Below are 21,194 nucleotides of genomic sequence, written 5' to 3'. Positions count from 1 at the left end.
CGACCCAGCCCGACGTGGTCTGCCTGCAGGAGCTGAAGGCGCCGCAGGAGAAGTTCCCGCAAGCCGCGCTGGAGGCCGGGGGCTACGGCGCCATCTGGCAGGGCCAGAAGAGCTGGAACGGGGTGGCGATCCTGGCCCGGGGCTGCGAGCCGATCGAGACGCGGCGCGGCCTGCCCGGCGATCCCGATCCGAGCCAGAGCCGCTATATCGAGGCCGCGGTGAACGGGATCCTGGTGGCGGGGCTGTACGCCCCCAACGGCAATCCTTATCCGGGGCCGAAGTTTGACTACAAGCTGGCCTGGCTGGCGCAGCTGGCGGCCCATGCCCAGACCCTGATGGCCAGCGGCCAGCCGGTGGTGATCGCCGGGGACTTCAACATCATTCCCACCGACGCCGACGTCTATAAGCCCGAGCGCTGGACCGACGGCGCCCTGTTCCGCGCCGAGGTGAAGGCGGTCTATGCACAGCTCCTGGCGGCGGGCTGGACCGACGCCCTGCGCAAGCTGCATCCCGACGAACGGATCTTCACCTTCTGGGACTATTTCCGCAACGCCTGGGGCCGGGACGCGGGCCTGAGGATCGATCACCTGCTGCTGAGCCCGGCCGCCGATGCGCGGTTGCTGGCCGCCGAGGTGGACAGTTTCGCCCGGGCTGAGGTGAAGGCCAGCGACCATGCGCCGACCTGGATCGAGCTGGCCCCGGCCTAGTCGCGACCCAGCACGTCCTGGAGGGCCCGGGCCAGGTCGTTCTGCAGGAAGGGCTTGGCGAGCCTGGGCAGGGTCGGGTCGGCGCCCGGGGGCAGTTCGGCATAGCCGGTGGCCAGGATCACCGGAACGTTCATGTGGCTGGCCCGGATCTCGTCGGCGAGTTGCAGGCCGGTGACCTGGGGCATGGCGAAGTCGGTGATCACCAGGTCGATCTTCTCGCGCTTCAGCACAGCCAGGCCGTCGCGGGCCGAGATGGCCGGGAAGACCGTGTGGCCGAGATCCTCCAGCATGGCCACGGTGTTGAGCAGCACCAGGCTGTCGTCGTCGACGGCCAGCACCGTGAGGGACCGCAGGGGCTGGATGGTCTCGGCGGCGTCGGCGCCGACGAAGACCTGGCGCTCGTCACCGGCGGTGACCTGGGGCAGCCAGAGCTCCACCGTCGTCCCCTCGCCCACCCGGCTGCGCACGGTCATCCGGCCGCCCGACTGCTCGGCCAGGCCGTGGACCATGGACAGGCCCAGGCCCGTGCCCTTGCCGATCCCCTTGGTGGTGAAGAAGGGCTCGGTGGCGCGCGCAAGGGTGGCGGCGTTCATCCCATGGCCGGTGTCGGCGATGGTCAGCCGGACATAGTCGCCGGGCGGCAGGCCGATCTCGGTGGCCTCGCCCAGGGTCTCGGGCCGCGCCTCGATCCGGATCGCGCCGCCGTCAGGCATGGCGTCGCGGGCGTTGACCGCCAGGTTGAGCAGGGCGTTCTCCAGCTGGTTAGGGTCTGTGAGCACCAGGGACAACCCACGCGGGAAGTCGGTCTCGATGCGCATGGTGGGGCCGAGGGCGCGCTGCAGCAGGCCGGTCATGCCACGAACCAGGGTGGGGACGTCCACGGGGTCGAGCTTGAGGTCCTGCTTGCGGGCGAAGGCCAGCATGCGCTGGGTCAGGGCCGCGCCGCGCTGGGCGCCCTGCATGGCGTTGTCGATGAGGGGGGTGATACGCGGATCGTGCGGCAGGCGCTTGCGCACCAGTTCCAGACTGCCCTGGACGGCCATCAGCAGGTTGTTAAAGTCGTGGGCCACGCCGCCGGTGAGCTGGCCGATGGCCTCCAGCTTCTGGGACTGCAGCAGGGCCTCGCGGGCGTCGTCCAGAGCCTTCTGGGCGGCGCGGCGCTCGGTGACGTCGCGGGTGATCTTCGCGAAGCCGATGAGCTCGCCGCAGTCGTCGCGGATGGGGTCGATGATCACGTGGGCGAAGAATCGGCTGCCGTCCTTGCGGACCCGCCAGCCCTCCTGCTCGTAGCGGCCCTCAGCGGCGGCGATGGCCAGGGCGAGCCCGGGGGCGCCGGCCGCCCGATCCTCCGGCGTATAGAAGCGGGAGAAGTGGCTGCCGATCACCTCGGTCGGCGCATAGCCCTTGATCCGCTCGGCGCCGGCGTTCCAGTTGGACACCATGCCCGAGGGGTCCAGCATGTAGATGGCGTAGTCGGTGACGCCCTGGACCAGGATCCGGAACTGCTCCTGGCTGGCGCGCAGGGCGGTCTCGGCGATCTTTCGTTCGGTGAGGTCGCGGGTGATCTTCGCAAAGCCGATGAGGTCCCCCTGCGGGGTCCGGATCGGATCGATGATCACATGGGCCCAGAAGCGGCTGCCGTCCTTGCGGATGCGCCACCCCTCCCGCTCGAACCGCCCTTCCTCGCTGGCGATGCGCAGGGCGTTGGCGGGCGCGCCCTTGGCGCGGTCCTGCTCCGAATAGAAGCGGGAGAAGTGCTGGCCGATGATCTCGCCGGCGGCGTAGCCCTTGAAGCGCTGGGCGCCCGGGTTCCAGCTGGTGACCCGCCCCTCGGGGTCCAGCATGTAGATGGCGTAGTCGGTGATGGCGTCGATCAGCAGGCGGTAGCGGTCGCCCTCGCCGATGGACGCCCCCTTCTCGACTGTCTCACCCATCTGGCGGCCCCCTCAACCTGCGCCTAACGACCAGGGCTGGGGGAGGTTCCCGACCCCACGGCCTAGGCCTCCGGAGCCGCGGGGACGGGGCGGACACCGAGTTCGGCCAGGCGGGTGAGGTAGGTTTCCGTGCGCGCCATCAGTTCGCCGATGCCCATCAGCACCTGGGGCCGCGCGCTCACCCGCGCAGGGACGATGACGCCCGCGCCGGACTTCTCCAGCAGGCCCAGCTCCATCAGCCGGCGGACGTGGCGCCGCGTGGTCTCGTAGGGCAGGCTGAGGGTCTTGGCGACGGCATAGACCGAGACCGGCTCGCGTTCGCTGTCGCCGGGACCCACGGGCACATCGGGATAGGCGTCGGGCGCGTAGGCGTGCTGCTCGACATTGACGAAGGAGACGGCGCGCATGACCAGGGCGCCCAGGGCGTCGACCTCCAGGGCGCGGCCGATCAGGGCGATGACGTCGAGGAAGTAGTCGACCCCCAGCCGCACCACCTGCCGGCTCACATCGCCCGGCGGCGGATTAGAGACAGGCGTGGGAGAACCCCCTGCGCCGTTCACGAGGTCCTGGATGAGGGCCCAGTGGGCGGTGACCGCCTCCAGCATGGCGGCGCTGAAGAAGGCGCGATTGGGGATGATCAGGCCGCCGGGAACGGCCTCGCAGAGGTCCTCCTTGCGCAGCTTGGCGGCGTGCCGGCGGACCGTCTCGTAGGGAATGCCCAGTTCCTTGGCGACGGCGTAGACCGTGACGGGCACGCGCTCGATGTCGGGCGGGACGGCGTCCATCGCGGCGTAGCGCATGGACCGGTCGGGGTCCTTGGTGAACTGGCGCATGTTGGCGCGCGCGATCGACAGGAAGGTGAGCGTGGTGACCAGGTCGCGGTCCACGGCCCGGTCGAGCAGGCGCACGATGTTTAGGAAGTACTCCGCGCTCTGCCGGGCGGTGAGCCGGCGACTGTCGATCGCCGGGGACACCGAATCTTGAGCCGGGGGAATCATCGGCGAAGCTTATGCCGCCTCGCCGACCGGGTACACAATATGGGGATCGGGACCTGCGACTATGGCGGCTTGCCAGCACCGGGCGGCGCTCACTACCACCACCCGACACCCGCGGAGGACACCCCCATGCCCCAGTGGCTCACCGACGGCGCGCCGCATGTCTGGCGGCCCTATTGCCAGATGAAGACCGCGCCTGCGCCCCTGGCCGTGGCGCGCACCCGGGGGGCGCGGATCATCCTGGAGGACGGGCGCGACCTGGTGGACGGCATCGCCTCCTGGTGGACCGCCTGCCACGGCTACAACCATCCCCACATTGCCGCCGCGGTCACCGCGCAGCTGGAGCGGGCGCCGCACGTGATGTTCGGCGGGCTGGCGCACGAGCCGGCCTATCGGCTGGCCTCGCGCCTGGCGGCCCTGCTGCCGGGCGAGCTGGACCATGTGTTCTTCGCCGAGAGCGGATCGGTGGCCGTCGAGATCTCCATGAAGATGGCCCTGCAGTACTGGATCAACCGGGGGGTGGCCGGGCGGACCAAGTTCGTCAGCTTCCTGGGCGGCTATCACGGCGACACACTGGCCACGATGACCATCTGCGACCCGGAGGAAGGCATGCACGGCCTGTTTTCCGGGGTCATGCCCGCCCAGCACGTGGTGGGCCTGCCCCGCGACGCCGACAGCGAGGCGGAGCTGGACGCCCTGCTGGCGGAGAAGGGCCATGAGATCGCCGCCCTGATCGTCGAGCCCCGGGTGCAGGGGGCGGGGGGCATGTTGCTGCACGACGACAGCGTGCTGGCGACCCTGCGCCGGCTGGCCGACAAGCACGGCCTGCTGCTGATCTTCGACGAGATCTTCACCGGCTTCGGGCGGACCGGGGACCTGTTCGCCTGCTCGGGCTCCGGGGTGATCCCCGACATCGTGACCCTGTCCAAGGCCCTGACCGGGGGCACCCTGCCCCTGTCGGCGGCCATCGCCAGCCGCAAGGTGTTCGAGGCCTTCTGGTCCGATGACGCCGGCGCGGCCCTGATGCACGGGCCCACCTACATGGCCAACCCCCTGGCCTGCGCGGCGGCAGGCGCCTCGCTGGACCTGTTCGAGAGCGGAAGCTGGAAGGCCGATGTGGCGCGGATCAACGCAGCCCTGGCCGACGGCCTGGAGCCCTGCCGCGGCGCGCCCGGCGTCGTCGATGTCCGGACCCTGGGCGCCATCGGGGTCGTGGAGTTCGACCAGGCCGTGGACGCCGGCGGCCTCTGCGCGAAGTTCGCCGAACTGGGCTGCTGGATCCGGCCGATGGGCAAGGTCGTCTACCTGACCCCGCCCTTCGTCACCTCCGACGCAGAGATGGCGCGGCTGACCGGGGCGATCCGGGCGGTGGTGGGGGCGTAATCACCACTCACCCCGGCGAAGGCCGGGGCCCAGATGCATCCACCTCATTCCGGATGACTGGCTCAGATCGTGACCTACGATCTGGGTCCCGGCCTTCGCCGGGATGAGCGGGTTTATTGGGCCAGCGCCGTCTTCAGCTGCGCGGCGATCTCGTGGGCGGCGGTGTCGATGGCCGGGGAGACGTCGCCCATGATCAGGAAGTCGTGGACCATGTCGGGGTATTCCTTGTGGGTCGCCTTCACGCCCGCGGCGTTCAGCTTGGCGGCGAAGTCGCGGCCCTCGTCCTTGAGGGGGTCGTAGCCGGCGGTGATCACCAGGGCGGGCGGGGCGCCAGCGACGTCGGCCGCTCCAAGCATGGCGCGGTGGGCCTGGGGGTGGCCGAGCGCGGCCAGGCACTTGTCGAACCAGGCGATGGCGGCCTTGGTGAGGACCGGGCCGTCGAGGTCCTTGCGCGACTGGGTTTCCTCATCCGGCCAGATGCCCGGATAGAGCAGGAGCTGGAAGGCGATCTTCCGCTGCGGATCGTTCTTCATGTCCACGCAGATGGAAGCCGCCAGGTTGCCGCCGGCCGAGCAGCCGCCCACGGCGATGCGGGCCGGATCGACGCCGATCTCAGAGGCGTGGTCGAAGGCCCATTTCGTGGCGGCCAGGCAGTCGTCATGCCCCGCCGGGAAGGGATGCTCGGGCGCGAGGCGGTAGTCGATGGCCAGGACCCGGACGCCCGCATAGGCGGCCATGCGGCGGCAGTGGCCGTCATGGGTCTCCAGGTCGCCGATGGCGAAGCCGCCGCCGTGATAATAGACCAGCAGCGGCGTGACGGCGGGCGCGTTCGCCGGCACGTAGAGGCGGGCCGGAACCTGCCCGTCGGCGCCGTCGACCATGATGTCGCTGGCGGTGACGTCCTTCGGCGCGTTGAGGTTCTGGGCCTGGCGCTGCATGCGGTAGCCGGCGCGGATCATCTCCGGCGGAATGGCGTCCAGAGGCGGCGCGGCTTGCCCAGCCGAGGCGACCTCGGCGGCGTCGAGCATGGCTTTGATGTGCGGATCCATGGGGTCTTTCCTTGAGCTAGCCGACCTGGCGGTCGCGGCCTTCCCAGTAGGGTGCGCGCAGTTCGCGGCGCAGCACCTTGCCGGAGGGGTTTCGGGGCAGGACATCGACGAAGTCGACGCTTTTGGGAACCTTGTAGCCAGCGATCAGCGGGCGGCAGTGGGCGATGATATCGGCGGGGTTTCCGGTCGCGCCCGGCCGCAGGACCACCATGGCCTTCACCGCCTCGCCCCAGCGGTCGTCGGGCACGCCGACGACGGCTGCGTCGGCGACATCGGGATGGGCGAAAAGGGCGTTTTCGACCTCGGCCGGATAGACGTTCTCGCCACCGGTGACGATCATGTCCTTCACCCGGTCGTGGATGAAGAGGTAGCCGTCGGCGTCGAAGAAGCCGGCGTCACCCGAGCGGAACCACCCCTGCGCGTCGATGGCCTGGGCGGTGGCCTCGGGGAGGTTCCAGTAGCCCTTCATGATACCGGGCGAGCGGATCTCGATCTCGCCGACTTCGCCGGTTTCGGCGTCGCGGCCGTCCAGGCGGATCCGGACCTCATAGCCTGGCGAGGGCTTGCCGCAGGCGCGCAGCTTGTCGAGCTTGGGATCATGATCGGCGGGCGGCAGGTAGGCGCCGCCGCCGATGGTTTCGGTCAGGCCGTAGAGCTGGGAGAATTCCGAGCCGAAGCGGTCCTGGGCGCGCTTGAGCACCTCCTCGGAGATCGGCGAGGCGCCGTAGTAGACGTGCTCAAGCGTGGTGAGGTCGGCCTCGGCCATGGCCGGATGCTGCAGCAGCATGTTGATCAGGGCGGGCGCCAGGAAGGCGTGACGGACCCTGTGCTCACCGGTCAGGCGCAGCAGCAGGGCCGGATCGACCTCGCGCATGACCACCGTGCGCGCGCCCTGTAGCAGGGCCAGCATGCCGAGATTGGCGCCGGCCACATGGAACAGGGGCATGGCCACCAGAACCCCGTCGCCGGGCTCGAACCGCGCCCAGACCTTGGTGGCCCCATCAAAGCAGTGGGCGTAGTTGGTCTCGGTGAGTTGCACGCCCTTGGGAAGGCCGGTGGTGCCCGAGGTGTAGAGCTGGATGACGTCGTCATCGGGCAGGGCCGTCAGGTTCGGATCGGCAGCCGGCTGGTCCGCCAGCCAGTTGCGAAAGGCCTCGCCGAACACCACGGTGGTCTCCAGGTCCGGCAGGTCCAGACCGGCCAGCAGGTCGGCATAGTCCTGGCCCACCACGACGAGGCGGCACCCGGCGTCCTTGAGGATGAACTCCACCTCCGGGGCGGCGAGGCGCCAGTTCACCGGGGTCAGGCAGACCCGCGCCTTGAGGCAGCCGAACCAGAGGACGAAAAAGTCGTCATTGCCCTTCGACAGCGTGCCGATGCGGTCGCCGGGCTGGGCGCCGGCGGCGATCAGGGCCTGGGCGCATTGGGAGGACAGGGTGTCGAGCTGGGCATAGGTGGTGGCGCGGCCCTCGAACCACAGGGCCTGGGCGTCAGGGCGAACGCGCCCATGATGACGCGCCACGTCGGCCACGCACGAGATGTCCTGGGACATCGTTCCTCCCGCCTCGCCGGCCCCTCGAGACGGGGGCCCTGCCATCTGAATTCGCACCAGATGGCCGGGATGGCAACGGGCGCCGCCGCGTCAGCTGGCGGCGGCAGGCGGCAGCTCGTAGGGGGTGGCCTTGTTCTCGGCGATCCAGCGGGCCTCAGCCTCGGAGTTGGGCGGCGGCGGACGCAGGCCCTGGATGGACCAGAGGTCGAAGGGAGTTTCGTCGATGTGGAATTCCCAGTCGAAACCGCGGTCGCGGATATAGGGTGCCATCGCCTCGTCGCAGGACTTGATCCACCAGGCCTTTGCCTCGGGGGTCGGCAGGGTGCGGGCGATATGATCGACCCAGATGCGCACGAATCGGTCGGCCGGTTCGCCGCCGACGAAGAAGGAGTCCTTGGCCACCTCCTGGAAGACCACGCCGACATAGAACTTGGGCAGGCGGCTGTAGAGGGCGGTGATGGCCTGGGACAGGGCGTGCTTGTCCTCGACGGAGAAGGCGTCTTCGGGGTGATAGATTTTCCAGAGCGGCATGGGTCCCTCGACTTTCAATGATGATGTTCATCATTATAAGGATGGGGCGACGGATTGATCAAGCCCTGGCGGGGTTCTATTGATGATGCTTGTAAGCAAAGAAGGAACCGGCCATGCGTATCAGTCGTGAGCAGGCGCAGGAGAACCACGACAAGGTGGTGGCCACGGCGGGCCGGCTGTTCCGCGAGCGCGGCTTCGACGGGGTGGCGGTTGGCGACCTGATGAAGGCCGCGGGCTTCACCCACGGCGGGTTCTACAACCACTTCAATTCCAAGGAGGCGCTGGCTGCCGAGGCCCTGGACCAGGCCTTCCGCCAGATGGACCACCACCGCGCCGGCGTGGAGAGCCTGGACGACCTGCTGGCGCAATACCTGTCGGAGGCCGCCCGCCGCGCGCCGGGCAAGGCGTGCCCGGCCGCCGCCCTGGCGGGAGACGTGTCGCGGCAGGGCGAGCCTGTGAAGACCGTGTTCGCCGAGGGCTTCGAGCGGATGGTGGAATCGATGACGGCCCGCCTGCCCGAGGGACCGGAGGCGCGGGGCGAGGCCATCGCCCTGCTGTCGCGCATGGTGGGCGCGCTGGCCCTGGCGCGGGCCATGCCGGAAGGGTCGGACCTGGGTGAGGAAATCCTGGCCGCCGCCCTGGAGAGCTGCCGGAGGGACGTCGCAGGCGCCTGAAACCAAAAACCCCCGGAGCGAGGCTCCGGGGGTCTGGAAGATCAGATTGTGACGCGGATTATTCCGCGGCGGGCTTCGGCGCGTAGCCGAGGATCGCCTTGGTTTCCAGGAACTCGTGGAAGCCGAAATCGCCCCACTCGCGCCCGTTGCCGCTCATCTTGTAGCCGCCGAAGGGGGCCATCATGTCGCCGCCGCCGCCGTTGATGGACACCTGGCCGGCGCGGAGCTGGGACGCGACCTTGCGGGCGGCGTTCAGGTCTTCGGCCTGCACATAGGCGGCCAGGCCGTACTCGGTGTCGTTGCCGACCTCGATGGCCTGTTCCAGGGTGTCATAGCCGAGGATCGACAGCACGGGGCCGAAGATCTCTTCCTTGGCGATAGTCATCTCGTTGGTGACGTTGGCGAAGACGGTGGGCTTCACATAGTAGCCCTTGTCCAGGCCGTCCGGACGACCGACGCCGCCGGAGACCAGGGTCGCGCCCTCGTCGATGCCGGCCTGGATCAGCTTCTGGATCTTGTTGAACTGGATCTCCGAGACCACGGGACCCAGCTGGCTGTTGCCGTTCGGGTCGCCGACGGTGACGGTGGAGATCGCCTCGCGGGCCACGGCGATGGCTTCGTCCATGCGGCCCTTGGGGACCAGCATGCGGGTGGGCGCATTACAGGACTGACCGGAGTTGGTCATCATGGTGGCCACGCCACGGCCCACGCCCTTGGCGAAGGCGCCGTCGTCGAGGACAATGTTGGGGCTCTTGCCGCCCAGTTCCTGGGCGACGCGTTTGACGGTCGGGGCTGCGTTCTTGGCCACTTCGATGCCGGCGCGGGTGGAACCGGTGAAGGAGACCATGTCCACTTCGGGGTGGCTGGAGAGCGGGACGCCGACGCCGAGGCCGTCGCCCTGGACCATGTTGAACACGCCGGCGGGAACGCCCGCGGCATGCATGATCTCAGCGAAGATGTGACCCGAGAACGGGGCGACTTCAGAAGGCTTCAGCACCATGGTGCAGCCCGTTGCGATGGCCGGGGCCACCTTGCAGACGATCTGGTTCAGGGGCCAGTTCCAGGGGGTGATGAACCCGCAGACGCCGATCGGCTCCTTGACGATCATCGTCGGGCCGCGGTCTTCCTCGAACTTGAAGGTCTTCAGCACCTCCACGGCGGTGGCCAGGTGGCCCATGCCGATCGGAACCTGGGCGCGCTGGGCGAGGTTGGCGGGGGCGCCCATTTCCTCGGTCACGGCGGTGGCCAGGTCGCCGAAGCGCTTTTGATACTCGGCCAGGATGCGGCCCAGGACTTCCAGGCGCTCCTCGCGGGTGGTCTGGCTCCAGGCAGGGAACGCGGCGCGGGCGGCCTTGACGGCCTTGTCCACGTCGGTGGCGTTGCCCAGCGAGATCTTGCCGCAGACTTCTTCGTTGGCCGGGTTGATGACGTCGAGGGTCTTGGCCTCGGTCGGCTCGACCCACTCGCCGTTGATGTAGAACTTCAGGTACTCGCGCATAGGCGTCCTCCCGGGATTTTGTTGATGATCTCGCCGGCGGGGCCGACTTCAAACAAGCATTTTAGTGATCGTTGATCACTGGGGAAGCCCCCAAAGCCGTATTCCGCAACGGCATGAGGAGCTGGGTCACTGGTGGATATGCCGCTGGCCGGCCACCGGGCTGCGTCCCTTGAGGACGTAACCCGCGCGGATGGAGCCGATATAGAGGTCCTTCAGGTCGGCGCCGCCCCAGGTGATGTTGGTGGGATGGTTGACGATATCGCCCGACAGATCGTGGATCACGGTGACGACTTCAAGGCTTGGCGTGATGGCCACCACCTTGTTGGCGGCCGGCAGGCAGACCCACAGGTTACCCTCGGCGTCCATGCCAACCCCGTCGGTGTAGCCGAGATCCTCCGCGGGCGGCCGCGGTTCCTCCTGCTGCAGCTTGCCCAGCACCGGGCCGTAGCGGCGGCCGGGGCCCAGGGTGGCGCCCGGCAGAACCGGGAAGGCCATGACGTCGGCGGCGCTGGTCTGGGCGCAGTAGAGGGTCTGCTCGTCGGCCGACAGCGCCAAGCCGTTGGGAAACTTCAGCCCCTCGGCGACGATGGAAGTCGCGCCGTTGGGGCGCAGCACGAAGATGAAGCCGTCGGCGCGGCCGTCCAGGGCCTGGGGCCAGGTCTCGGCATGGGTGGAGTTGGCGCACCAGATGTTTCCGGCGCGGTCGATCACCGGATAGTTGGCGCTGGTCAGCCGCCGGCCGTCCACCTGCGCCACCAGGGTCTCGTGCTTGCCGGTGGCGGGGTCGAAGCGCTGGAGCGGCCCCTCCTCCCGGTCATAGATGCCGAAATTGGCGATCAGGATGCGACCCTCGAGGTCCATGTTGATCCCATTGGGGGCGCCGCCCTTGGGCCCCAGCCGCTTGAAGGAGCCGTCGGCGAAGATCTCGGCCACCGCGCATTGGTGGTCCGAGGCGAAGACCCGACCGTCCTTGCTTACGACAACGTCCTCGGGCCGGTCGATGCCGACCGCGACCTTGGTCAGGCTCGCGGGCGCGATGGAGGTCAGGGGCATGGAGTTTCCTCGGGCGTTCTTATTTTGCCCGAACTAGGCCCTGCGGCGAGCTGTTCGACAAGCCGGCTTGCAGCCCTCGTCCCCGGTCGCTAACACCGGGCCAGCAAAACCGGAGCCCGACCATGGTCGCCATCTACACCATCCTCGCCTTCCTGGCGGTGTTCTTCGCCCTGAACCGCTTCGAATTCGGCCGCTTCGACTGATCGATCGCGAATGGCGGCGACTCCTCGCGGCGCGGCCCTCGTCACGGGGGGTGCGCGACGTATCGGCCGGACCCTGGTCCTGGCCTGCGCCCGGGCGGGCTATGACGTCGCCATCCACTGCCGGGCCGTCGACGACGACGCCCAGGCCGCCGCGGCCGATGTCCGCAGCCTTGGCCGCAAGGCCTATCTCCATCCCTGCGACCTGCGCCAGGAGGCGGCCACCGCCCCCATGGTCGGCGACGTCGAAGGCGAGCTCGGGCCCGTCACCCTGCTGGTGAACTGCGCCTCGGCCTTCGAGGAAGACGCCTTCTCCAGCATGAACCGCGCCTCCTGGGACGCGCACATGGAGATCAATCTCCGCAGCCCCCTGGTCCTGGCCCAGGCCTTCGCGCGCAGGCTGCCCGCCGACCGCGACGGCCTGATCGTCAATGTGCTGGATCAGCGGGTGCTGGCGCCGGGCGCGGAGTTCTTCAGCTACACGCTCTCAAAGGCCGCCCTGTGGAGCGCCACCCAGATGCTGGCTCAGGCCCTGGCCCCGCGCATCCGCGTCAACGGCATCGGACCGGGACCGACCCTGGCCTCCGTCCACCAGGACGCGGCGGCCTTCGCCGCCGAGGCCGCCGCCACACCCCTGGGTCATCCGGTCGACCCGGCGGAGATAGGCCAGGCCCTGGCCTATCTGATTGACGCCCGGTCAGTGACGGGCCAGATGATCGCTGTCGATTCCGGTCAGCACCTGGCCTGAAGGAGCGCGACCTTGGCCCTCTCGCCGATCCAGGAGATTCCCGCCGAAACTCAAGCCCAGCCCGTGGCCGCCGGCCGCATCGTCATGACCAAGATCTTCGTCACCGGACTGAAGATCGACGCCCAGATCGGCGTCTATTCCCATGAAAAGGGCAAGTCCCAGCCCCTCGTCGTCGACGTCGAGCTGGACGTGCCCACCGCCAGCGCCGAGCGCCTGAGCGAAACCGTCAACTACGAGATGGTGGGAGAGGCCGCCCGCGCCATCGCCGCCGAGGGCCATATCGGCCTGGTGGAGGCCTTCGCCGAACGCCTGGCCCGCGCCTGCCTGGCCGATCATCGCGTGACCCGAGCCCGGGTGCGGGTCGAGAAGCCCCTGGCGCTCGCCCCCCATGCGGCGGCGGCCGGCGTCGAAATCACGGTCGTCCGCGGCTAAGCCATGGCCATCTCCCACAGCGCCCGGCTCTCGCCCCTGCAGGGTGAGACCGTGTGGACGCTGGAGGGGGACGCCATCACCCAGACGCGGGGCCGCCAGGCGCGGCGGTTCGAGCTGGCCAAGCTGAAGAGCCTGCAGAGCGCGCAGGGCGGGGCCGTCCTGACCTTCGCGCGCGGGCGGCTGACCATTCCGGCCATGAGCTATACCCGCGGACTGCGGCCCGAGAACCGCGCGGAATCCTTCGCGGCCTTCGTGGGCGCGGTGGCGGCGGCCGCGGCGGTGACCACGCCCGGGGCGCGGTTCCGCAACGCCGGCGCGCCCCTGGCCGAGCCCCTGACCTGGATGATGGGGCTGCTCGCGGCCGGCGCCGTGATGCTGCTGCTGTTCGCCGCGACGGCCGGAGCCTGGACCCTGGGGGTGGCGCTGGCCGCCCGTCTGGTCTTCGTCCTGATCCTGGCGGCGGGCGTCCTGCCCTGGTTGAATAGAGCCCCAAGCAACGCCGCGGGAAACATGGACGCGAATTAAACTGGCGCCGGGACAAATCGGGGCCACATCATGCTCTGGACGAGACGAAGAGGAGCCCGTCAATGCGTGAACGACTGGACAACGGCACGGTCGCCGCGACCGAAGACAAGACCCTGCCGATGGTCGCCTATGTGCTTTACCTGCTGACCTTCGCGACCTTTTTCACGGTCTTCATCGGGCTGCTTATCGCCTATTCCAACCGCGCCACGGCCGGCCCGAGGATGGAGAGCCACTACACCTTCATGATCCGCACCTTCTGGCTGTCGATCTGGTGGTTCATCATCGGGGGCCTGCTGGTGCTGTTCGGCGGGGTGTTCTCGGTGATCCTGGTAGGTATCCCGTTCCTGATGCTGGGGATCTTCATCTGCAGCGTCGTGGGAATCTGGTTCGGGGTCCGCTGCATCATGGGACTGCTGCATCTGTCCCGGGGCGAAGCCTATCCCCGGCCCATGAACTGGCTAATTTAGAGGCAGAGTCCGCGCGCTTCGCCTAGGAAGCGCGCGGATCGAGCTGATCGCATCCCCCGCCGGTTGCATCGCCTCGACGCCCCCCGCCCCGGTTACCGAACCTTCAGCGGTCGACGCCTGGGGGCGAGCGGCCGGGGGAATTCGTATGCTGGGTCGGATATTCGGAATGCTGCTGGGGCTGGCGCTTGGCGGCGTCGCCTACGCCATTCTCAATCCGGGCGGGCTGGAGGGGCGAATTCCCCTGATCCCGCTGGGCGCCTTCGAGAGCCTGCGGTTCTACGTGGCGATGGCCGCGGCGGGCCTGGGGGCGATCATCTTCATCGCCGCCCTGCTGCCCAAGGGCCCGGGCGGCCCCTCGGGCGGCGGCGGCAAGAAACGCCGCAAGGGCCGTCCGCCGGTCACCGTCGACTTCAACGACTCGGCGCCGATGGCGGCGCACGACCGCGGCTCCACCCACGCCCGACACGAGGCGCAGGGGGTGGCCGAGGCGCCCGCACCGTCCGCCGTCGCGGAGGTCGGCCCTGAACCGCAAGTCTACACCGGCGCGCCGCCCGGGGCCCCGGGAGCCTTCGCCGAGGCCAGGCGGGAGCTCCACGACCACACCAGGGCCGAACGCTGGTCAGAAGCCGCCGACAATGTCCGGCGGCTTTCGTCGTTGGCGGGGGACGATCACGAGCGGCGCCTGGCCGCCCAGGACGCCGGGGACTTCGCCCGCGCCCAGGGCCTGACCGACCAGGCCGCCGACGCCTACGACGAAGCGCTGACCTATGCCCGCCAGATCGGCGAACCGGCGGCGCTCGCCGACGCCCTGACCAATGTCGGCGACGTGGCCTATGAGGAGCAGCGACTGGACGCCGCCGTGGACGCCTATGAGGAAGCGCTCACCCTGCGGCGCGCCTTCGCCGAGGGGCAGCCCGCCGATCTCGCCGCAAAGCGCGCCCTGTCCCTGGCGCTGGAGCGCCTGGCCGATACGCGCGAGGATCGCGGCCACCGCATGCGCGCGCTGGACCTCTATCGAGAGAGCCTGGACATCAGCGGGGCGCTCGCCTCCGCCGACCCCGTGGCCTACGGCGAGGACCTCGCGGTCACCCGGCGGCGGTTGGCGGAGCTTGAGGCCAAGGTGCTGGCGTAGGGCCAGCCCAAACCGCTCATCCCGGCGAAGGCCGGGACCCAGATCGTAGGTCACGACCTGGGCGACAACCCTGAAGTCAGCGGATGTATCTGGGCCCCGGCCTTCGCCGGGGTGAGCGGGTTTTTACGCCGGAACCAGCTCGCGGCGCACCAGCCTGGAATAGTCTTCCATCAGCTCCAGGGAGAGCTTGCCCGGGGTGAAGGCGTACTCGCCGATCTCGGCCACCGGGGTCACCTCGGCGGCGGTGCCGACGACGAAGCATTCGCTGAAGGTGGAGAGCTCTTCCGGCTTGATGTGCCGTTCGACAATCTCGACGCCCTTGGACCTGGCGAGGGCGATCACCGACTGGCGGGTGATGCCGTTCAGGAAGCAGTCGGGGGTGGGGGTATGCAGCACCCCGTCCTTCACGAAGAAGACGTTCGAGCCGGTGCTCTCGGCGACGTAGCCGCGGTAGTCGAGCATCATGGCGTCGGTGTAGCCGGCCTTCTCCGCGGCGTGCTTGGAGATGGTGCAGATCATGTAGAGGCCGCTGGCCTTGGCGTGGACCGGCTCGGATTCCGGCGAGGGGCGCTTGTACTTGGCCCAGCACATGCGGATGCCCTTGGCGCGTTCCTCCGGCTTGAAGTAGCTGGGCCAGTCCCAGACCGCGATGGCGACGTGGATCTTGGTCTGCTGCGCCGAGACCCCGATCATCTCCGAGCCGCGCCAGGCGATGGGACGGACATAGGCGTCGGTCAGGCCGTTCTTGGCGCAGGTGTCCTTGCAGGCCTGGTCGATCTCGGCCACCGTGAACGGAATCTCGAAGTCGAGGATCTCCGCCGACTGGAACAGACGTTGGGTATGCTCGGTCAGCTTGTAGATCTCCCCGCCGTACATCCGCTCGCCTTCGAACACCGACGAGGCGTAATGGAGCCCATGGGTCAGGACGTGCACCTTCGCCTCGCGCCAGGCTACGAACTGGCCGTCGAGCCAGATCCATCCGTCGCGGTCATCGAAGGGAACGAGAGACATGGGACCTCCTGCAGGGAACGCCTCCTTACAGCCCCCCGCGCCCGCGACGTCAAACAAATTGGGGGGTTTCGATGAGCGCCGTGGCCGATCCCCGGCTGGTCCTGCGCGACGAGGAGCTCGATACCGGAGTTGAGCTGATGATGCTGGCCGAGGCCGCCCTCTGGGCAGGGGTCGACGCCGGACTAGAGGCCGAGGGCCTGAGCCTGGGACGCTCCCACTGGCGGGCGGCCTTCCTGCTGAAGCGGCGTCCGGGCTTGGGCGTCCAGGAGTTGGCCCACATCACCAGCCTGTCGAAACAGGCCGCCAGCCGGGTGATCAGCGACCTGGAGGGTCATGGCCTGGCCGAAAAGGCCCAGGGGGATTTGGACGGGCGGCGTCGGGCGGCGACATTGACCGAGGCCGGGGCGGCTTTCGAGGCGCGGATTTCCGAGCGCCTGCGCGGGCAGCTGGCGCGGGCCTATCGCACCGGCGGGCTGGACGGGGTGGGCGGCGCCCGTCGTATCCTGGCGGCTCTGGCGGGTGGGCGGACCAAGACGGGAGCGGGGCGATGAGCGAGGCCGGGGAACGCCACCTGCTGGTGGTGGATGACGATGACCGCATCCGCGAACTGCTGAAGGAATATTTGGCCCGCGCCGGCTTCCGCGTGACCACGGCGCCCGGCGGGGCGCCGGCCCGCAAGCTGATGGAGACCCTGGACTTCGACCTGGCCGTCTTCGACGTGATGATGCCGGGCGAGGACGGCTTCTCGCTGACCAAGTGGCTGCGGGAACGCAAGGGCATGGCCGGCCGCACACCGGTGTTGATGCTGACCGCCCGGGGCCTGCCGGAGGATCGGATCGAGGGCCTGAGGCTGGGCGCCGACGACTATCTGAACAAGCCCTTCGAGCCAGAGGAACTGCTGCTGCGCATCGAGGCCATCCTGCGCCGCTCGCAGGGTCGGCCCGGGGCGACCGTGGGCGGACCGGTCTCCCTGGGGCGCTGCCGGTTCGACGTCGAGCGAGGTGAGCTCACCTGCGAGGAGGTCCCCGTGCGCCTGACCGAGGCGGAGGTCGCCCTGCTCAAGCGCCTGGCCCGCAGCCCGCACGAGCCGGTGGACCGCATGGAGCTGGCCCGCGAGACGGTCGATCCGTCCGGCCGCGCCGTGGACGTCCAGGTGACCCGCCTGCGCCGCAAGATCGAAACCGATCCCAAGACCCCGCGCTACCTGCAGACCGTGCGCGGCGTGGGCTACCTGCTGGCGCCCGACTGATGCGGTTGCGCCTGTCGCCGGTGCGTCTGCGGAGGCTGATCAAGCGCAGCCTGCCCACCACCCTGTTTGGCCGCTCGCTGCTGATCATCATCCTGCCGGTGGCGGTGATGCAGGTGGCGGTCACCTGGGTGTTTTTCGACGCCCACTGGCAGGCGGTGACCAGCCGGCTGTCGGAAGGGCTGGCCGGCGACGTGGCCTGGGCCGTGGAGAGTTATCAGGACGACCCCACCCCCGAGAGCTTCGCCCGCATCGCCGATCGGGCCGAACGCTCCATGAGCCTGTCGCTGGCCTTCCAGAGCGGGCGCACCCTGCCGGTGGGCCGCCGCACCGCGCTCTTCGCGGTGGTGGACCGGTCGCTGGAGAGGGCGCTGGCGGGGCGCATCGATCAGCCCTTCTGGTTCGACACGACGCGCTATCCGGCCTATGTCGATATCCGGGTGCAGACCCCCAACGGCGTGATGCGGGTGTTGGCGCCCCGCGACCGGGCCATCGCCACCCAGGGCCACATCTTCGTCCTCTGGATGACCATCGCGACCCTGCTGCTGACCGCCATCTCGATCCTGTTCATCCGCAACCAGGTGCGCGCCATCGAGCGGCTGGCCTCGGCCGCCGACGACTTCGGGCGCGGCATGGACGCGCCGGCCTTCAAACCCAGCGGCGCGCGGGAGGTTCGCCAGGCGGCCCAGGCCTTCCTGGCCATGAAGGCCCGCATCCAGCGGCACCTGGACCAGCGCACCGCCCTGCTGGCCAGCGTCAGCCATGACCTCCGGACACCGCTCACCCGCCTGAAGCTGGAGTTGGCCCTGGCCGAGCCCACCAAGCGCACCGGGGAGATGAAACGCGACCTCTCCGAGATGGAGCACATGATCGACGAGTATCTGGCCTTCGCTCGCGGCGAGGGCGGCGAGGCCGTCGAGACCGTGCGGCTCAAGACCCTCATCGAGGAGGTCAGCGAGGGCGCGGTCCGCGCCGGCGCCGAGGTCAGCGTCACCGCCGAGGCCGACCTGACCGCCAGCGTGCGGCCTAACTCGCTGAAGCGGGCGCTGTCGAACCTGATCATGAACGCAGCCGTCCATGGTGAGCACATCCTGGTCTCCGCCGCCGCGCGGGCCGCGGGCGGGGTGGAGATCGTGGTGGACGACGACGGGCCGGGCATTCCCGAGGATCGCCATGAGGAAGCCTTCAAGGCCTTCAGCCGCCTGGACGAGTCCCGCAACCAGAACGACAAGGGCGTGGGCCTGGGCCTGGCCATAGCCCGCGACGTGGCGCGCGGCCACGGCGGCGACGTAACGCTTAGCCGCTCGCCGATGGGCGGCCTTCGCGCCACCGTCAGATTACCTGGCTAAAGAACAAGGTTCGGCTACGGTTTGGCGCTTGAAGACCCAATATGACAAGCAGGGGAACCACATGAAGCTCGCCTATCTCGCTCCCGCCGCCGCCTTAGTTCTAATGAGCGCCACCGCCGCCCAGGCCGCCGACCCCGTGATGGGCGACTGGCTGACGGTGGGCGGAGGCGCCAAGGTCCGCATCGCGCCCTGCGCCAGCGACACCGCCAAGGCCTGCGGCACCATCACCTGGATGAAGAACGCCAAGGACAAGGCCGGCGGCCCGCTGAAGGACGGCAACAATCCCGACGCCAACCTGCGGAACCGTCCGCTGGTGGGTCTGCAGATGATCCGCGACTTCAAGCCGGCGGGGCCCGGCAAATGGACCGGCGGCAAGATCTACGATCCGGGCGCCGGCAAGACCTACAGCTCGAAGATCAGCGCCAACGCCAATGGCAGCCTGAAGGTGGAGGGCTGCATCGGCCCGATCTGCCAGGCCCAGACCTGGACGCGTTAGCGCGGCTTCAGCGTCAGGCGCCGAGTTCCCTGGAGCGCCGCACGGGAAGTCAGCCTGACGCAAGGGGGCGGACTTGCGCGCATGGGTCAACTGTCGCTACGAAGATGCCCATCAAGTCCACTAAGAACATGCCGCCATGAACAACCTCTGCCTTCACTCGCTACCGAACGAAGTAAGCGGTCCGCTACCTGAGGGCGTTGTCCTGCGTCAACTGCAGTATCACACGGATGATCGTGGCGTTCTGTCTGAGATTTACCGCCAGGAGTGGCATGCCGATCTCCAATTGCCTCAATGGAATGTTTCCCACTGCGTGAATAATTCGCTTCGGGGCGTTCACCTGCACTTTCGGCACACGGACTACTTGGTGGTGCTGTCGGGGCGGTTCATCTTTGGTCTGCGTGACCTTCGCCGCGAGGCCGGGAGCTTCGGGCGGACCGCCATGCTCAACCTGACCGGCGGCTCCCTGCTGATCCCACCGGGGGTCGCTCACGGGTTCCACTGCGTCGAGGCCGGAAGCCTGGTGTATGGCCTGACCCACAACTGGGACCTCGAGGACGACCTGGCCTGCCGCTGGGACGATCCCGACCTTGACCTGCCCTTCCCGGCCGTCGCTCCGATCCTGTCGGCCAGGGACAGGGACGCCGGCAGCCTCCAGGAGCTGTTGACCCGGTTCGAGGAGGTTTCAGCGTGAGGTTGGGGCTGGTGGGCTGCGGATACTGGGGCCGCAATATCCTGCGCGACCTGAAGGTCCTGGGCTGCGAGGTCGATGTCGCCGATCCTGGCAGCGCCTATCCGATCGTGGGCGCGCGCACCGTGGTTGCCGGGCTCGAGGCTCTAGACCCCGGGCTCGACGGCTATGTTGTGGCCACCCCCGCCCCTACCCACGCCGGGGTGATCACCGCCCTGGCGCCTCGCGGCAAGCCGATCTTCTGCGAGAAGCCGCTGACCACCGACGCCGCGGTCGCCCGGAGCCTGGCGGAAGCCTTGGACGGCCAACTCTTCGTTATGCACAAATGGGCCTATCATGGCGGCGTCCAGGCCCTGGCGGCCGTAGCCCGCAGCGGCGAACTGGGACCGCTGCAGGGTGTATTCACCCGGCGCCTGCAATGGGGCAAGCCAGCGGCGGAGGCCGATGCGGTCTGGGAACTGGCTATCCATGACCTGAGCATCCACTACGCCATCCTGGGGGCGTTGCCGCCGGTTGCCGCCGCGCGCGCGGTGATGCGGGGCGACCAGATGGAAGGGATCGTCGCCACCCTTGGGGGCTCGCCCTTCGGTCACCTGGAGGTGAGCGTCGGTTGGCCAGGAACCGAGCGCAAGATTCGGGCGATTTTCCGAGACGGCCTCGCGATGCTGGACGATCCCCTCGCCGACCATATCGCTCTGGTGCGGGGCTCCGCGCCGGCTGGGGAACGGCATGACCCGGAAGGCCTGGAGCGCCGGCCCATCGACACCGAGTGGCCACTAATCAAGGAGCTGCGGGTCTTCGTGGAGCATCTGAGGGGCGGCCCCCCGCCGCCCACCGACGCGCGGTCCGGCGCCGCGGTTGTCGGGGCCCTGCAGGCCCTACGAGAGGCTGCCCTGGGGGCGCGATGACCCCCCGCTTCACCATCCTCCTGCCGATCCACCGCCCGCCAGTCCTGCTGCCCTACGCGGTCGAGACCGTACTTGCGCAGTCGGAGACCGACTGGGAGATGTTCATCATCTGCGACGGCGCGCCTGAGGCGACCGCGCAGGCGGCGCGCGCCTTCGCCGCCTCCGACCCCCGAATCACCGCCTGCGTCTTCCCAAAGGGCGAGCGATTCGGGGAGGCCTATCGGCACGAGGTGCTGCAGGGCGCGAGGGGCGAATTTGTCTGCCAGATCGCCGACGATGACCTGTGGCTGCGGCATCACCTGCGGGAGATTGCCGCCCTGCTCGAGACGGTCGAGTTTGGCGCCCTGACCCCCGTCCAGGTCTATCCGGACCAACCCTGGACCTGCTCGCCCCACCGGCTGGAAGACCCTTCCGTGCGCGACCGCATGCGGCGCGAGCGGTTCAACTTCTTCGGGCCGAGCGACGCGGGCTACCGGATGACAACCTACCGGCGGCTGCCGGTGGGTTGGTCCCCCGCTCCACCGGACATCTGGAGCGACCTGCACATGTGGCGAAAGTTCCTAGCCCTCGAGCCGATCCTCGCCGGCTCCCGGCAGACTATCCAGACGGTGCACCT

Annotated in this window: 23 protein-coding genes; 15 read left to right on the top strand and 8 right to left on the bottom strand. The window is 68.9% G+C overall.

The window, feature by feature from the left end; all coding sequences use genetic code 11:
- Nucleotides 1-707, top strand: a 707-nt coding sequence (gene xth, locus RMO97_RS14295) for an exodeoxyribonuclease III (protein WP_310541718.1), incomplete at its 5' end; no start/stop codon positions are given.
- Here the strand turns inward: xth and RMO97_RS14290 are convergent.
- Together RMO97_RS14290 and RMO97_RS14285 are read right to left on the bottom strand one after the other, a co-directional pair.
- The gene (locus RMO97_RS14290; RefSeq protein WP_310541717.1) at nt 704-2,641 is read right to left on the bottom strand and encodes a PAS domain S-box protein; all 1,938 of its coding nucleotides are present in this window, start codon (nt 2,639-2,641) and stop codon (nt 704-706) included. The two genes, xth and RMO97_RS14290, sit on opposite strands and share 4 nt — an antisense overlap.
- 62 nt (nt 2,642-2,703) lie before the next feature.
- Complete coding sequence (locus RMO97_RS14285; RefSeq protein ID WP_310541716.1) at nt 2,704-3,615, bottom strand: hypothetical protein; 912 nt, start codon at nt 3,613-3,615, stop codon at nt 2,704-2,706.
- 150 nt (nt 3,616-3,765) lie between these two features.
- On the opposite strand from RMO97_RS14285, the gene RMO97_RS14280 reads away from it, so the two are divergent.
- On the top strand, nt 3,766-5,019 hold the full coding sequence (locus tag RMO97_RS14280; RefSeq protein ID WP_310541715.1) for an adenosylmethionine--8-amino-7-oxononanoate transaminase: 1,254 nt from the start codon (nt 3,766-3,768) through the stop codon (nt 5,017-5,019).
- Between the two features lie 113 nt (nt 5,020-5,132).
- Here RMO97_RS14280 and RMO97_RS14275 read toward each other — a convergent pair whose 3' ends face one another.
- The 3 genes from RMO97_RS14275 to RMO97_RS14265 all read right to left on the bottom strand — a co-directional run bounded on the left by RMO97_RS14275 (nt 5,133) and on the right by RMO97_RS14265 (nt 8,151).
- Nucleotides 5,133-6,068 (bottom strand): alpha/beta hydrolase, encoded by a 936-nt coding sequence (locus tag RMO97_RS14275; RefSeq protein WP_310541714.1) that lies wholly within the window; start codon nt 6,066-6,068, stop codon nt 5,133-5,135.
- Between the two features lie 16 nt (nt 6,069-6,084).
- Nucleotides 6,085-7,620, bottom strand: coding sequence for a long-chain-fatty-acid--CoA ligase (locus RMO97_RS14270; protein ID WP_310541713.1), 1,536 nt, complete (start codon nt 7,618-7,620; stop codon nt 6,085-6,087).
- A gap of 90 nt (nt 7,621-7,710) precedes the next feature.
- The gene (locus RMO97_RS14265) at nt 7,711-8,151 is read right to left on the bottom strand and encodes a tautomerase family protein (RefSeq protein WP_310541712.1); all 441 of its coding nucleotides are present in this window, start codon (nt 8,149-8,151) and stop codon (nt 7,711-7,713) included.
- A gap of 113 nt (nt 8,152-8,264) precedes the next feature.
- Here RMO97_RS14265 and RMO97_RS14260 point away from each other — a divergent pair, with 113 nt between their 5' ends.
- Nucleotides 8,265-8,825: a helix-turn-helix domain-containing protein gene (locus RMO97_RS14260; protein ID WP_310541711.1), complete on the top strand. Its 561-nt coding sequence runs from the start codon at nt 8,265-8,267 to the stop codon at nt 8,823-8,825.
- Between the two features lie 58 nt (nt 8,826-8,883).
- Here the strand turns inward: RMO97_RS14260 and RMO97_RS14255 are convergent, their stop codons facing one another.
- Together RMO97_RS14255 and RMO97_RS14250 are read right to left on the bottom strand one after the other, a co-directional pair.
- Nucleotides 8,884-10,323, bottom strand: coding sequence for an aldehyde dehydrogenase family protein (locus RMO97_RS14255; protein ID WP_310541710.1), 1,440 nt, complete (start codon nt 10,321-10,323; stop codon nt 8,884-8,886).
- A gap of 126 nt (nt 10,324-10,449) precedes the next feature.
- Nucleotides 10,450-11,376, bottom strand: coding sequence for an SMP-30/gluconolactonase/LRE family protein (locus tag RMO97_RS14250; RefSeq protein ID WP_310541709.1), 927 nt, complete (start codon nt 11,374-11,376; stop codon nt 10,450-10,452).
- Between the two features lie 213 nt (nt 11,377-11,589).
- Here RMO97_RS14250 and RMO97_RS14245 point away from each other — a divergent pair, with 213 nt between their 5' ends.
- The 5 genes from RMO97_RS14245 to RMO97_RS14225 all read left to right on the top strand — a co-directional run bounded on the left by RMO97_RS14245 (nt 11,590) and on the right by RMO97_RS14225 (nt 14,880).
- Nucleotides 11,590-12,324, top strand: coding sequence for an SDR family oxidoreductase (locus RMO97_RS14245; RefSeq protein ID WP_310541708.1), 735 nt, complete (start codon nt 11,590-11,592; stop codon nt 12,322-12,324).
- A gap of 84 nt (nt 12,325-12,408) precedes the next feature.
- Nucleotides 12,409-12,756: a dihydroneopterin aldolase gene (gene folB / locus RMO97_RS14240; RefSeq protein ID WP_310541719.1), complete on the top strand. Its 348-nt coding sequence runs from the start codon at nt 12,409-12,411 to the stop codon at nt 12,754-12,756.
- A gap of 3 nt (nt 12,757-12,759) precedes the next feature.
- Entirely contained in the window at nt 12,760-13,281 is a 522-nt protein-coding gene (locus RMO97_RS14235) for a hypothetical protein (RefSeq protein ID WP_310541707.1), read from the top strand.
- Nucleotides 13,282-13,343: 62 nt separating this feature from the next.
- Entirely contained in the window at nt 13,344-13,748 is a 405-nt protein-coding gene (locus RMO97_RS14230) for a hypothetical protein (protein WP_310541706.1), read from the top strand.
- Nucleotides 13,749-13,893: 145 nt separating this feature from the next.
- On the top strand, nt 13,894-14,880 hold the full coding sequence (locus RMO97_RS14225; protein ID WP_310541705.1) for a tetratricopeptide repeat protein: 987 nt from the start codon (nt 13,894-13,896) through the stop codon (nt 14,878-14,880).
- A 123-nt stretch (nt 14,881-15,003) separates the two neighbouring features.
- Here RMO97_RS14225 and RMO97_RS14220 read toward each other — a convergent pair whose 3' ends face one another.
- Nucleotides 15,004-15,891 carry a branched-chain amino acid aminotransferase gene (locus RMO97_RS14220; protein ID WP_310541704.1) on the bottom strand — a complete coding sequence of 296 codons (888 nt, stop codon included), beginning with the start codon at nt 15,889-15,891 and terminating at the stop codon, nt 15,004-15,006.
- Nucleotides 15,892-15,962: 71 nt separating this feature from the next.
- Here RMO97_RS14220 and RMO97_RS14215 point away from each other — a divergent pair, with 71 nt between their 5' ends.
- The 7 genes from RMO97_RS14215 to RMO97_RS14185 all read left to right on the top strand — a co-directional run.
- Nucleotides 15,963-16,442, top strand: coding sequence for a MarR family transcriptional regulator (locus tag RMO97_RS14215; protein ID WP_310541703.1), 480 nt, complete (start codon nt 15,963-15,965; stop codon nt 16,440-16,442).
- On the top strand, nt 16,439-17,140 hold the full coding sequence (locus RMO97_RS14210) for a response regulator transcription factor (protein WP_310541702.1): 702 nt from the start codon (nt 16,439-16,441) through the stop codon (nt 17,138-17,140). Before RMO97_RS14215 ends, RMO97_RS14210 begins: the two co-directional genes overlap by 4 nt.
- Entirely contained in the window at nt 17,140-18,486 is a 1,347-nt protein-coding gene (locus RMO97_RS14205; RefSeq protein ID WP_310541701.1) for an ATP-binding protein, read from the top strand. The genes RMO97_RS14210 and RMO97_RS14205 overlap by 1 nt, the downstream gene beginning before the upstream one ends.
- 61 nt (nt 18,487-18,547) lie before the next feature.
- Complete coding sequence (locus RMO97_RS14200) at nt 18,548-18,982, top strand: DUF2147 domain-containing protein (RefSeq protein WP_310541700.1); 435 nt, start codon at nt 18,548-18,550, stop codon at nt 18,980-18,982.
- 136 nt (nt 18,983-19,118) lie between these two features.
- A complete protein-coding gene (locus tag RMO97_RS14195) occupies nt 19,119-19,673 on the top strand; it encodes a dTDP-4-dehydrorhamnose 3,5-epimerase family protein (protein ID WP_310541699.1) in 555 nt (184 codons plus the stop codon).
- Nucleotides 19,670-20,578, top strand: a complete 909-nt coding sequence (locus tag RMO97_RS14190; RefSeq protein WP_310541698.1) for a Gfo/Idh/MocA family oxidoreductase — start codon at nt 19,670-19,672, stop codon at nt 20,576-20,578. Before RMO97_RS14195 ends, RMO97_RS14190 begins: the two co-directional genes overlap by 4 nt.
- The coding region (locus RMO97_RS14185) for a glycosyltransferase (RefSeq protein WP_310541697.1) at nt 20,575-21,194 on the top strand (620 nt) is incomplete at its 3' end. The genes RMO97_RS14190 and RMO97_RS14185, both read left to right, overlap by 4 nt.

It is taken from the genome of Phenylobacterium sp. (assembly GCF_031425575.1).
GTDB lineage: Bacteria > Pseudomonadota > Alphaproteobacteria > Caulobacterales > Caulobacteraceae > Phenylobacterium.
This window is presented reverse-complemented; position numbering and strand designations above follow the sequence as displayed.